The sequence below is a fragment of the Dolichospermum sp. LEGE 00240 genome (genome assembly GCF_015207875.1).
Taxonomy (GTDB): domain Bacteria; phylum Cyanobacteriota; class Cyanobacteriia; order Cyanobacteriales; family Nostocaceae; genus Dolichospermum; species Dolichospermum gracile.
Map to the genome: position 1 here is coordinate 53514 of NZ_JADEVZ010000021.1, position 13866 is coordinate 67379.

At 35.0% G+C, this 13866-nt stretch carries 10 protein-coding genes; 8 read left to right on the forward strand and 2 right to left on the reverse strand.

The window, feature by feature from the left end; all coding sequences use genetic code 11:
* Positions 1-26: 26 nt before the first annotated feature.
* The 8 genes from IQ226_RS09440 (at position 27) to IQ226_RS09475 (ending at position 12520) form a co-directional block, all read left to right on the forward strand.
* Positions 27-998: a GTP-binding protein gene (locus IQ226_RS09440; RefSeq protein WP_193894813.1), complete on the forward strand. Its 972-nt coding sequence runs from the start codon at positions 27-29 to the stop codon at positions 996-998.
* A gap of 116 nt (positions 999-1114) precedes the next feature.
* The gene (locus tag IQ226_RS09445) at positions 1115-2161 is read left to right on the forward strand and encodes a WD40 repeat domain-containing protein (RefSeq protein WP_193894815.1); all 1047 of its coding nucleotides are present in this window, start codon (positions 1115-1117) and stop codon (positions 2159-2161) included.
* Between the two features lie 163 nt (positions 2162-2324).
* Positions 2325-2783: a CBS domain-containing protein gene (locus IQ226_RS09450; RefSeq protein WP_193894817.1), complete on the forward strand. Its 459-nt coding sequence runs from the start codon at positions 2325-2327 to the stop codon at positions 2781-2783.
* A gap of 93 nt (positions 2784-2876) precedes the next feature.
* The gene (gene nblB / locus IQ226_RS09455; protein ID WP_193894819.1) at positions 2877-3539 is read left to right on the forward strand and encodes a phycobilisome degradation protein NblB; all 663 of its coding nucleotides are present in this window, start codon (positions 2877-2879) and stop codon (positions 3537-3539) included.
* A 214-nt stretch (positions 3540-3753) separates the two neighbouring features.
* Positions 3754-7074 carry a helicase-related protein gene (locus IQ226_RS09460; protein ID WP_193894821.1) on the forward strand — a complete coding sequence of 1107 codons (3321 nt, stop codon included), beginning with the start codon at positions 3754-3756 and terminating at the stop codon, positions 7072-7074.
* Positions 7055-11863, forward strand: coding sequence for a TaqI-like C-terminal specificity domain-containing protein (locus IQ226_RS25060; protein ID WP_228039338.1), 4809 nt, complete (start codon positions 7055-7057; stop codon positions 11861-11863). The genes IQ226_RS09460 and IQ226_RS25060 overlap by 20 nt, the downstream gene beginning before the upstream one ends.
* Positions 11860-12342: a PIN domain-containing protein gene (locus IQ226_RS09470; protein WP_193894823.1), complete on the forward strand. Its 483-nt coding sequence runs from the start codon at positions 11860-11862 to the stop codon at positions 12340-12342. Before IQ226_RS25060 ends, IQ226_RS09470 begins: the two co-directional genes overlap by 4 nt.
* Positions 12323-12520: a hypothetical protein gene (locus IQ226_RS09475; protein ID WP_193894826.1), complete on the forward strand. Its 198-nt coding sequence runs from the start codon at positions 12323-12325 to the stop codon at positions 12518-12520. The genes IQ226_RS09470 and IQ226_RS09475 overlap by 20 nt, the downstream gene beginning before the upstream one ends.
* Before the next feature lie 21 nt (positions 12521-12541).
* Here IQ226_RS09475 and IQ226_RS09480 read toward each other — a convergent pair whose 3' ends face one another.
* Both IQ226_RS09480 and IQ226_RS09485 read right to left on the reverse strand, forming a co-directional pair.
* A complete protein-coding gene (locus IQ226_RS09480) occupies positions 12542-13060 on the reverse strand; it encodes a DUF456 domain-containing protein (protein WP_193894828.1) in 519 nt (172 codons plus the stop codon).
* A gap of 82 nt (positions 13061-13142) precedes the next feature.
* Positions 13143-13784 carry a cofactor assembly of complex C subunit B gene (locus IQ226_RS09485; RefSeq protein WP_193894829.1) on the reverse strand — a complete coding sequence of 214 codons (642 nt, stop codon included), beginning with the start codon at positions 13782-13784 and terminating at the stop codon, positions 13143-13145.
* Positions 13785-13866: the final 82 nt, after the last annotated feature.

The window sequence follows — 13866 nt, forward strand, 5'->3', positions numbered from 1 at the left end:
TCCTAAAATAAGTAAACGGATAAACTATGATGACTTTAGAAACATTCAATTCAGTACCAGTAACCGTTTTGACTGGCTATTTAGGCGCGGGTAAGACTACATTATTAAATCATATTCTTACCTACGAACACGGTAAAAAAGTTGCCGTTATTGTGAACGAGTTTGGCGAGGTAGGTATTGATAATCAATTGGTAATTGATGCAGATGAAGAGATCTTTGAAATGAATAATGGCTGTATTTGTTGTACAGTTCGCGGTGATTTAATTCGCATTATTGGCAATTTAATGAAACGCCGAGATAAATTTGATCATTTAGTAATTGAAACCACCGGTTTAGCAGATCCTGCACCTGTAATTCAAACGTTTTTTGTTGATGAAGATTTACAAAGTCAGTTGTCATTAGATGCGGTAGTCACAGTTGTTGATTCCAAACATATTTGGCAACATTGGGAAGCTGACGAAGCTCAAGAACAAATTGCTTTTGCTGATGTAATTTTGTTGAATAAAACTGATTTGGTAACACCGGAAGTTTTAGATGAATTAGAAACTCGTATCCGCTCAATGAATGCAATGGCAAAAATCTACCGCACCCATAATTCTGAATTAGCAATGTCAGCTTTATTGGGAGTCCAAGCATTTGATTTAGATCATGCTTTAGAAATTGATCCTAATTTCTTAGGAGAAGATGCTCACGTTCATGATGAAAGCGTCTATTCTGTAGCCATAGTATCAGAAGGGACGATCAATGGTGAAAAATTAAATGCCTGGATGACAGAATTACTCAGAAATCAAGGTCTAGATATTTTCAGAATGAAAGGAATTTTAAATATTGAAAATGAAGATAATCGCTTTGTTTTCCAAGGTGTACACATGATATTTGATGGTAAAGCAGATAGACCTTGGAAAGTCAATGAAACTCGCAAAAATGAACTTGTATTTATTGGTAGAAATTTGGATGAAGCCCAATTAAAGACAGACTTTTTTGCCTGTATGAGTTAGATAGATGACAAATTGAATTAGAACCCCAATTTCCTCGACAATTAATACAATTGAGGGCGGGGAAACCCCGCCCCTACAGGTTTGGCGAATTACTGTAAAAATAAAATATCAAAACTATGAGCTTAACAAATAGTAAATCTCCAGAATTTGCACAACATTATTCCACAAAACTTGCAGATTATGTCACCGCTTTAGCTTGGTCTGCTGACGGTGAAATACTTGCAGCTAGTTCGGCTGCTGGAGAAGTTGTTTTATGGAAAAATGGTGAATTAACTAATTTACAAACAGCGACAGATAAAGCAGTAAATTGTTTGGCCTTTTCCCATGATGGTAAATATTTAGCTATTGGTGGACAAGATGGAAATGTGAAAATTTGGTGGGAAGATAAATTAATTAGCACTTTAGAAAATGCCCCGATTTGGGTTGACCAATTAGCATGGAGTCATACCGATAACCAATTAGCTTTTAGTTTGGGTCGTTATGTGCAAATTTGGGATGCAGATACATCAAAAGTTGTGGCTACTCTCAATTTTAATGATTCCTCTATTTTGGGAATTGATTGGCGTAAAGATGGCAAATATTTGGCTATTAACGGATATAAAGGCATAAAAATTTGGTCTAGTCAAGATTGGGATGATGAACCATTTATTCTTCCTCTGTCTACTGTCAGTACAGCAATGGCTTGGTCTGATGATGGTAAGTATTTAGCATCTGGAAATATGGATCGGACTCTGACTGTTTTACAATGGGAACATCCTGATCCTTGGGTGATGCGGGGTTTTCCAGGGAAAATTCGCCATCTAGCCTGGTCAGAGATAAAAACTCCCACAGATGCGCCGATTTTGGCTGTTTCTAGCGTTGATGGCATAGTAGCATGGGAAAAGTCGGTAGATGAATCTGTAGGCTGGGAGGCGCAAGTATTAACTAATCATCTGGATATTATTAATGCGATCGCTTTTGCACCCCAAAGTTTTATGCTTGCTTCTGCTGGTGCTGACGGTTGGCTATGTTTGTGGAATGAAAACAAGGAAGTTTCACAGATTTTTACTGACACTGAAGCCGGGGTTTCTACTCTATCTTGGCATCCCCAAGGACAATTATTAGCCGCCGGTGGTGAACAAGGTGAATTAATAATTTGGTCAACTTCTGGGGAGAATATTTAAGTTCATATCCTCAATTACAGTGGCATTAACAAAAGTGCCTTTTCATCAAAAACAACATTGATTTTTAAGATGAAAAGTAACAATCTATTAACAGGATTTATTTATCACCGATAATTTTCTACAATGGTGAAAAAGACTTTTATAAATGGTGCAAGTTAAGAAAATGTCTAAAACTGTTGCTGAAGTGATGAGTCGTGATCCTATCCTCGTCCATCCTCAAACTCCCTTAAAAGAAGCTATCCAAATTTTGGCAGAAAAACGAATTAGCGGTTTACCTGTAGTTGATGACGCAGGTAAATTAGTGGGAATTATCTCCGAAACAGACTTGATGTGGCAAGAAACTGGTGTGACTCCTCCTGCATATATTATGATTTTGGATAGTGTGATTTATTTACAAAATCCTGGTGCGTATGAACGAGATTTACATAAAGCTTTAGGACAAACCGTAGGGGAAGTGATGAGTAAAAATCCCCTGACTATTTCTCCTGATAAACCATTAAGAGAAGCGGCAAAATTAATCCAAGATCACAAGGTTCACCGTCTCCCAGTCCTTGACAGTGCGGGTAAGGTCATTGGTATTCTAACTCGTGGTGATATTGTTCGCACTATGGCTGCTGAGTAGGGATTGGGGACTGGGGACTTGGAAGAAAGTAACTAACTACTAATTACCAATTACCAATTACCAATTACCATTTTCAAAATTTAGGATAATTAAATGAGTGTATCTGCTGATAGTATAAAAGAGTTACTGCGTTCTGACAATTTAGGCGATCGCTTGCGTGCAGTTAACCAAATTCGGGATCTAGAACCACAAATCGCTTTAGAATTAGTCCAAATTGCTATTCAGGATAAAAGTGCGCGTGTCCGTTATGCTGCTGTCAGTCAAATGGATACCCTGGGAACACAGGATTTATCCTTATCCTTGACTATTCTACGGAGTTTACTACATGATCCTGAAGCAGATGTCCAAGCCGCCGCCGCAGACTGTTTAGGTGCGCTAAAATTGCATGACGCTTTTGATGATTTACAAAAGCTTTACCAGGAAACACCAGAATGGCTAGTCCAGTTTAGCATTATTGCCACATTGGGAGAATTAGGAGATCCACGAGCCTTTGAATTACTTACCCAAGCGATCGCATCCGATAATGGTTTAATTCAAACTGCGGCTATTAGTTCCTTTGGTGAATTGGGAGATCCAAAAGCAGTTCCTCTCCTAGTTCCATACAGCACTAACTCAGATTGGCAAGTGCGTTACAGAGTTGTGCAAGCCTTAATTCGTTTGAATAGTGATGAAGCTAAATCTATTCTAGAAACTTTGGTGAATGATGAAGTAGAAGCTATTTCCAAAGAAGCAAAAGCTGGTTTACAGTTAGTCTAATTTAGTAGTTGCGTTTACTATATAAAGCGCAACTGCTCGCCTAATTCTATTAAATATCCTGATTTTTGATTGATATAAAAATTTTGATAGATCGTTTCCAGGAGTTATCATGCTGAATATTTATTCTCATTTACATTTTCATTGAAAGTTAAAGGTTAAATCAGGGAACACTAAGAGAAAAGCAATTTTAATTTTTTCTCAACCATCAACCACTATGTCAGATCATCAGCTTTCTGTGTTTCAGTCTGGTATTCGAGACAATCATGACCGGGGTACAGTTGGAGATTTTCTTAAAGATAAGATTGAACCAGGTTCTAAATTATCTATCGTCTCTGCTTATTTTACGATTTATGCCTTTGAAGCTTTAAAACAGGAATTATCGTCTATTGATAACTTAGATTTCCTGTTTGGAGAACCTCGATTTATTCAAGCCATCGGCACTAATACTGATCAAAAAGCTTTTAAAATTGAAGATACTGGTATTCAACTAAGCGATCGCCTCAAACAGAGTAAATTAGCTCGGGAATGCCAAGAATGGATACAAAAAAAGGTCAATATTTGCTCAATTAAACAAATTAACTTACTGCATGGCAAAATGTACCACATTGATAATAATGGGGTGAAAACTGCCATTTTAGGTAGCTCGAATTTTACCTTAAAGGGATTAGGATTAGCTAAGTCCAATAGTAATATTGAGTTAAATTTAATCGTTGATAGTGAAAGGGACAGACAAGATTTACAGTTATGGTTCGCAGAGTTATGGAATAATCAAACCCTGGTACAAGATGTCAAGAATGAAGTAATTACTTATCTCAATCAACTTTATCAGGATAATGCCCCTGAGTTTATTTATTATAAAACACTGTTTCATTTATTTAAACGATTCTTAGACCAACAAGCAGCCAGTGATTTACTCACTAAACAACGTCACTTAACTGATACCAAGATTTGGGACTTATTATTTGATTTTCAGAAAGATGGGGTCAAAGGTGCGATTAATAAAATCATGGAATATAATGGCTGTATTATCGCTGATAGTGTGGGTTTAGGAAAAACCTTTGAAGCTTTAGCCATTATTAAATATTTTGAGCTATTGAATTATAAAGTCTTAGTATTATGTCCTAAAAAATTAAGAAGTAATTGGACAATTTACCATGCCGCTAATAATAGTGAATTAAATATTTTAGTGGAAGACAGATTTAACTATACAGTCTTGTCTCATACAGATTTGAGTAGAGATGCGGGATATTCAGGGGACATTAATTTAGAAACCTTAAATTGGAGTAATTATGATTTAGTGGTGATTGATGAATCTCATAACTTTCGGAATAATACCAAAGGGAAACGAGATGAAGATGGAAACGTGATTAAAAAGAGTCGCTATGAACGTCTGATGGAGGACATTATAAAAAAAGGCATTCCTACTAGAGTCTTATTACTATCAGCAACTCCTGTGAATACAGACTTAAAAGATCTAAGGAATCAGATTAATTTTATTGTTGAAGATAAAGATAGTGCTTTTAGTCAAACATTGGGTATTGACAGTATCAAACAAACGTTAACCACTGCCCAAAAAGAATTTACACTCTGGTCCAAGAAAAAGCAACACTTTAGTAATGAGTTATTAGAAAACTTAAATTCTAGCTTTTTTACATTATTAGATGGATTAACGATTGCCCGTTCTCGTAAACATATTCAAAAGTATTATCAAGAAGCAATTGAAAAATTAGGAGGTTTCCCAGAGAGACTGAAACCTATTTCTTTGTTTTCTCATGTTGATTTAGAAGATAACTTCTTAGATTATGATGATATTAATGAGCAAATTTCTGATTATCAATTATCTTTGTTTAAACCCTCCAATTATGTTTTAGAACAATATCAAGATTTGTATGAAGGGAAAGTTATCCAAAATAACTTCACTCAAAGTAATCGAGAAAATTACTTAATTGGCATGATGAAAGTTAATTTTCTCAAACGTTTAGAAAGTTCTGTTTATTCATTTAGAATTACCCTAGAGAGAACCATTGAGAAAATTAAACAGTTAGAGTCAAAAATTAAAACATTTGACCAATATCAAACAGAAAATATCAAAAATGAAGATTATGAAATAGAAGATGCTGATGATGATGAATTACAAGCTGCCTTTGAAGTAGGTAGAGAACTAAAATATCAATTAAAACATTTAGACATTGACAGATGGTTAGTTGATTTAGCAAGGGATAGAAGACAACTACATAAGTTATATATTCAAGCGAAAGATGTAGATGTTTTTAGAGATGCTAAATTAGCAAAATTAAAAGAATGTATTGAGAAAAAAGTTACTCATCCCACTCTTAATAAACAAAGTAAGGAAAATAAAAAAGTCATCATCTTTACAGCTTTTGCGGATACAGCTACATATTTATATGATGCTTTAGCAACGTGGTTAACAACAGAATTAAATATCAATATAGCTTTAGTAACCGGAGGTAATAGTGGTAATAAAACAACCTTTGGTAGTTCACGCTTTGAGGAAATTTTAATGAACTTTTCTCCTCTTGCCAAGCAACGAGATAAGATAAAATCAATGCCTCAAGAGGGAGAAATTAATCTATTAATTGCTACTGACTGTATTTCTGAAGGTCAAAACTTACAAGATTGTGATTATTTAGTTAATTATGATATTCATTGGAATCCTGTGAGAATTATTCAACGGTTTGGACGCATTGATAGAATTGGTAGCCTGAATCATACAGTGCAATTAGTTAATTTTTGGCCAACAGAAGACTTAAATAAATATATTAATCTCAAAAATCGAGTTGAGGCGAGAATGGCCTTAGTTGATATTACAGCCACCGGGGAAGATAATCTTTTAAATGTAGATGAATTACAAAACTTATTCACCGAAGAAATGAGTTATCGAGATGAACAGTTACTACGGTTAAAAGATGAAGTATTAGACATTGAAGATTTTAATGACAGCATTTCTTTAACAGAATTTAGTTTAGATGATTTTCGGATAGATTTATTAAATTACTTGGAAAAAAATAGGGAACTGTTAGAAAATGCCCCATTAGGATTATATGGAATTGTCCCTACCCCTGGCCAGAAGGAGTATGATGTTATCAAACCTGGGATTATTTTCTGTCTACAACAGATGGGGAATACATCAGGAAATGAACAAGTTAACCCCCTACAACCTTATTTCTTGGTCTATGTCAGGGATGATGGCAATGTTCGCTATACCTTTGCCCAACCTAAACAAATTTTAGAGATGTATCGTCTCCTATGTGCGGGAAAACCCCAACCATATAAAGATTTGTGTCAGTTATTTAACCAGCGTACCAGTAATGGATCTAGTATGAGTAAAGAAACGGAACTACTAGATAAAGCAGTTGATTCTATCACCCGTACATTTACTAACCGTGTCACTAGAAATCTTTTTAAGTCAGGGAAAGGGGGTATTACTCCTCTCAAACAGCAACAAGTGACAAAAACCACAGACTTTGAACTGATAACCTGGTTAATTATTGAACATGATGCAACAAACCCTTAAATCTGCTATTGAACAAGCATTAAAAAACTTTAGTCAAGTTTCTACCTCTGATGGTATTAAGCATCTGTTTGAAACTTTGGGTTACTCAACTCAACGGGAAGTCCCGTTAGATAACCAAACCCCTAATGAGGTGCTAGAAGCATTTGCATGGGAGAATTTTCGGGAAGATAAGGGGTTATTAGAGGAGTGGGAGTCGGTTAATTGTTTATTTCAGGTGACAGAAGATGAGATTACCCAAAATGGACAGGGAACATTATTTAAGCCTTCTTTTGACACAGATTATTTAAAATCTTATATTTTTCTTGGTTTAACCTTACAAAAACCTGCTTATTCTCGTAGTCAACTGGCAACAATTACCCGTGAAATTAACCGTCAGTCAGATATTCCCATTATGGTGTTATTTCGGTATGGGAATTATGTTACCTTATCAATAATTAATCGTCGTCCTAATAAGTTAGATAGGGATAAAGATGTCTTAGAAAAGATTACTTTAATTAAAGATATTAATATTAACTCTCCCCATCGGGCGCATATTGAAATATTAGCAGATTTAGCTTTAACCTCTCTCCCGGATGTCCAGAATTTTGACCAACTACATACAGCTTGGCAAAAAGTTCTCAACACCTCGGAACTTAATAATAAATTCTTTCAGGAAGTATCTAATTGGTACTTTTGGGCAACTCAAACCGTCACATTTCCAGATGGGGGAGAAGCGGATGAATCTCTCCGTAATGCTACCAGTGTGATTAGATTAATTACGCGGTTGATTTTTGTTTGGTTCTTAAAAGAAAAGGGGTTAGTTCCTGATGCTTTATTTGATGAACACCAGCTAATAAAGTTACTGAAATGTTTAGCAGCAGAGGAAAGTACCTATTATAAAGCCATCTTACAGAATCTCTTTTTTGCTACCCTAAATACAGAAATGAACACCGATGAAAAGCCTGATAACCGCAAGTTTAGGGGCAAAAATCAGCAAAAGGGTGGGAGAGATAGACATTATGGAATAACTAATGTTTATCGTTACCAAGATTATTTTACTAATGCTGATGAATTTTTAGGGTTATGTAGTAATATTCCTTTTTTGAACGGGGGATTATTTGAATGTTTAGATAGAGATAAAGATGATGCTTCTGCACCTTCTCCAAAAGGAAAAGAGAAAACTAAAATTAGAATTGATGGTTTTTCTGATAGAGAAGATAATGTTTTAAATGTTCCTAATATTCTCTTTTTTGGAGAAGCAACTGATGTTGATTTAAACAAAGCCTATGGAACTAAAAATAAAAAGTATAAAGTCCAGGGATTAATTAATATATTTAATCGTTATAAATTTACCATTGATGAAAATACTCCCATTGAGGAAGAAATAGCATTAGACCCGGAATTGTTAGGTAAAGTATTTGAGAATTTATTAGCAGAATATAACCCGGAAACGGAAACCACAGCTAGGAAACAAACGGGGTCTTTTTATACTCCTAGAGAAATTGTTAATTATATGGTAGATGAGTCCTTAATTGCTTATCTACAAAACTCCCTCCCTGTAACACAAGCTTCCAGCTTGCCAGAAAAAGTAACACAAGATTCCAGCTTGTCAGAAAAAGTAACACAAGATTCCAGCTTGTCAGCCCAAAACACCCAAGATGGGTGTGTTACGGTATCTAGGAGATTTCTTCCCCATTGGCAACAAAATGGGGCAACTTATTTTGTCACATTTCGTTTAGCAGACTCTCTTCCTCAAGTAAAGCTGCAATTATTACAAGAAGAAAAAGAAGACTGGCAAAAAAAACATCCTGAACCTTTATCAGAAGCAGAAAAAGCGGAGTATCATCGTCTTTTTTCCCAAAGAGTTGATAAATGGTTAGATGCTGGTATGGGAGAATGTCATCTCAAAAACCCTCAACTTGCTAAAATTGTAGCTGATGCCTTGACTTATTTTGATGGCGATCGCTATCATTTAGGAGAATGGGTGATCATGCCAAATCATGTTCATGTTATTGTGACACCATTAGGCAACCATAAATTATCAGAAATTACCCATTCTTGGAAATCTTTTACTGCTAATCAAATTAATAAATATCTTAACCGTCGTGGTCAATTGTGGCAAAAAGAATCTTATGATCAAATTGTGCGATCAGCTCAACATTTAGAAAGAGTCCAAATATATATAGCTAATCATGCCCCCAATGTAGCACAAGCTTCTAGCTTATCACAATCTAACAATCAAGATGATTATGTTACTGTAGCACAAGCTTCTAGCTTGTCACAATCTAACAATCAAGATGATTGTGTTACTGTAGCACAAGCTTCTAGCTTGTCACAATCTAACAATCAAGATGATTGTGTTACTGTAGCACAAGCTTCTAGCTTGTCACAATCTAACAATCAAGATGATTGTGTTACTGTAGCACAAGCTTCTAGCTTGTCACAATCTAACAATCAAGATGATTGTGTTACTGTAGCACAAGCTTCTAGCTTGTCACAATCTAACAATCAAGATGATTGTGTTACTGTAGCACAAGCTTCTAGCTTGTCACAATCTAACAATCAAGATGATTGTGTTACTGTAGCACAAGCTTCTAGCTTGTCACAATTTAACAATCAAGATGATTGTGTTACGCGCCTTACTCATTTACTATCATATACTGAAGACTCCCATCAATTTAATGATGATGAAGTTGACTGTTTAATTAATGCCATTGATAACCTAAAAATTATTGATATTGCTTGTGGTTCGGGTGCGTTTCCGATGGGAATTTTACAGAAATTGGTGTTTATTTTAGGGAAACTTGACCCCAATAATAGTAAATGGAAACAGCAACAGAAAGAAAAAGCCATAGCACCTGTATTAAAGGATATTCAGGTAGCGAAACAGATTAGTTATGAACAAGCAAGGGAAGAAGCGATACAGAAGTTACAGGAAAGGTTAGCAGAAATAGAATATGAATTTGAGAATAATGAGATGGACTATGCCCGAAAGTTATTCTTGATTGAAAATTGTATTTTTGGGGTAGATATTCAACCGATAGCGGTACAAATTTCTAAGTTACGCTTTTTTATCTCCTTAATTGTTGACCAAAGGGTGAATAATAATCAACCCAATCGGGGGATTTTACCCTTACCTAACCTTGAGACTAAATTTGTTGCTGCTAATTCTTTAGTCAGTATTAATAAACCTCAGAAATTACAATTAGAATTAGATTTAAGAAATGAAGAAATTAAGGATAAAGAAAAACAATTAGCAGAAGTAAGAAAACGTCATTTTAAAGCTAGAACTCCTCAAACAAAAAGAAAATGTAGAGAAGAGGATAAAAAGTTAAGACAAGAAATTGGTGAATTATTAAAACAGCAAGGTTTACCTGATGAAATTGCTGTAAATTTATCAGAATGGGATTTATATAATCAGAATTTATCAGCTAACTTTTTTGATCCAGAATGGATGTTTGGGGTTGATTATTTCGATATTTGTATTGGTAATCCTCCTTATGTAAGACAAGAGAAAATTAAGGAACTAAAACCAATTTTAAAACAACAATATAGCTGTTTTACAGGAGTTGCTGATTTATATGTTTACTTCTTTGAACAAGCAATCAAACTTTTAAAAGACAAAGGAATTTTAACTTATATTACATCTAATAAATATTTTCGTTCAGGATATGGGGAAAAGTTACGAGAATTTTTAGTTAAGAAAACTCAATTAAAACAATTAATAGACTTTGGAGATGCACCTGTATTTACAGCTATAGCCTATCCTAGCATCATCATCACTGTAACACACGCTTCCAGCGTGTCACAAACACAAAAGATGGATAAAGTAACACACGCTTCTAGCGTGTCACCAAAACAAAATATTGATACTAAAATAAAAGTATTAAATTGGCAAATAGGTAAACCCATTGATAATTTTATCGAAGTTTTAAATACAGACAGTTTTTACATTGAACAAAAAGCCTTAAAACCTCAAGGATGGCAATTAGAAGATAATACTGTTTTACAGTTATTAGAAAAGTTAAAAAAAACAGGAACACCATTAGGAGAATATGTTAATGGCAGGTTTTATCGTGGTGTTTTAACCGGGTTTAATGAGGCATTTATTGTTGATAGAGAAACGAGAGATAGATTAATTAGTGAACATCCTTCATCTGAGGAGGTTTTGAAACCATTTTTACGCGGTAAGGATGTAAAAAGATGGGTGGTCAATAATCCTGATTTATGGCTAATTTTTACCCGTCGCGGAATTAATATTAATAAATATCCTGCTATTTTAAATCATTTAAGTCAATTTCGAGAAAGATTAACTCCTGGAATACCTGGAGGTAGAAAAGCAGGTAGTTATCAATGGTACGAGATTCAGGATAATATTGCTTATTATAAGGAGTTTGAAGAAACTAAAATTGTTTATCCTAATATATGTAAAAGAAATGAATTCACTTGGGACAATAGTAGCTATTATACAAATCAAAAAGCATTTATAATACCTACCAATTCAAAGTATTTATTAGGTGTTTTAAATTCGAGTGTAGTTATGTGGCTATTTACTCAACTATTAGCTAAATTACAGAATGATTTTTATGAACCAAGTAAGATTTTCATCAAAGAATTTCCCATACCCAAACTTACAGACACGCAGGATGCGTGTGTTACAGAAATTGTAGATAAAATCCTAGAAATCAAACGCCAAAACCCGAAAGCAGATACCAGAGAATTAGAAAGAGAGATAGATGAGATAGTGTATAAATTATATGGGTTAGAAAAGGAAGAAATTCAGATAATTGAAGAAAGTGGAAAACGATGAGTAAAAACTACTTAATTTATGCTGATATTTGTTGTTTATGTCGTTCCTTAGATGACTTACAACAGTCTAGAGTTAAAATAGAAGCAGAAGCTATGCTCTCCATTTTAGAACAATGCGAGCAAAAAAAATGGACATTAGTAAACAGCGATGCACTGCAATTTGAAATAGCCAAAAATTCAGACCTTTTCAAAAAAGAACAACTGGAAGCTATCCTATCCATTGCTACTAATTATCTGCATACAAATGACACAATAGAATCATTAGCCTCAGACTTAGTTAAACTAGGATTTAAACTTTATGATGCTTTACACATAGCTTTTAGTCAAACCTATAATCTGGATATATTTTTAACCACTGATGACAGATTATTAAGAAAAGCTAAAAAGTATCCAGATTTGATTACCATTAAAGCAGAAAACCCCGTTGTTTGGTTAATGAACATTTTACAGGAGGAAACAGATGAAACTAACGGAAATTAGACAACAAGGATATAAAGCATTAATTGACTCTTTAGGAGTTGTAGGAATGTTACGCTTTATTCAACAATTTGAAATAGGTTATGGGGATTACACTACTGAAAAGTATCAATTAGAAGAACCAACCATAGAAGATTTTCAACAATTTGTGAGAAGGGATAATCAGGAAGTAAATAAATAAACAGATACTTACGGCGAATAGTTAACCACCATATACCTGTGTCCAAGTTGTCAATAAAAATACTATCACCGCACTGATAGCTAAAACACCTTGAATCAAATTCCCCACAACCGTTCCCACAGTAATCCCTATCCCAGCTTTTACCGCAGGCCATAATCGTCTTTGATAAAGGAACTCACCCACAATTGCACCTAACAGTGGTCCAAATAAAATTCCTAATAATGGTCCACCAAAAGGTAAAGCTGGTAGTAATCCAAAAAATCCCAGTAACAAACCCACAAATGCGCCAATTTGTCCCCACTTACTAGCACCGGCTTGTTTTGCTCCGATATAACCGGCAAGGAAATCAACTCCTGTACTCAGAACTAAAACAATGATTGTCACAATCAGGGGAATTTTAATAGCTGCAAAGGAATTACTCACAATTCCCCAAATAATAATAGATATTAAAATCAAACTACTTCCAGGTATGGCTGGAACTACAGCACCAATAATCCCCACAAACATTACAGCTACCAAGAGTAAATAAATAATTTGCATAATTATTGTCAGAATCAGGATATCCAGGATTAAAGGATGAAGAAATGGATTTTATCACCAATTACCAATTACCAATTACCCATTACCCATTACTAAGGGTTACAGCTAATTTATCGGCAATTCCCGCAATCCAGTTTTCATCTTGTTTAGTGTAACTGCGGGGAGCATTTGCCGCTAAAATTAAAACCCCTTCTTTGCCAATTGGTTGACAAATTACACCTTGTGTGTTATCTGGTAAATAATCAAATTCAATTTTACCAGGATAGACATACAAAGCAACTAGATAAATTGGCTTTTGTGTTTCTAATACTTTTTTTAAGATTGTTCCTGGTACTACTTCCGATTTAGGAGCTAATACACCGCGACGCAGTAAAACCTTACCTTGATAGTAAACTATAAGCGATCGCGTCACAGTATTAGTTAATAATAACCGCGATGCCCAGGCTAATTCTATTTTCGCAGCTTCTGGTAAATCTGCTGCTAAAAAGAATCCCTCTTCCCCAATCAATTCTACTGTCTCCGGTGTGCGTGGCTGTACCTGTTGCCAAATTAAACCAGTTAAAATTAATACCGCACTCAAAATCACCCCCAGCACATCTCCTCGCGCTTGGGAGTTTGTCAGTTGCGGTGTTAACAACCGATTCATTAACAAAAGCACAGCACCTAAACCCCCAACAACTAAGGGTAAACGCCGTAAAACTCGATTAGGATCAGATTTTGTCATTGGTCATTGGTCATTGGTCATTGGTCATTGGGAAAATTCTTTCTCCCTCTACTTCCCCTACTCCCCCTACTTCCCCTACTTC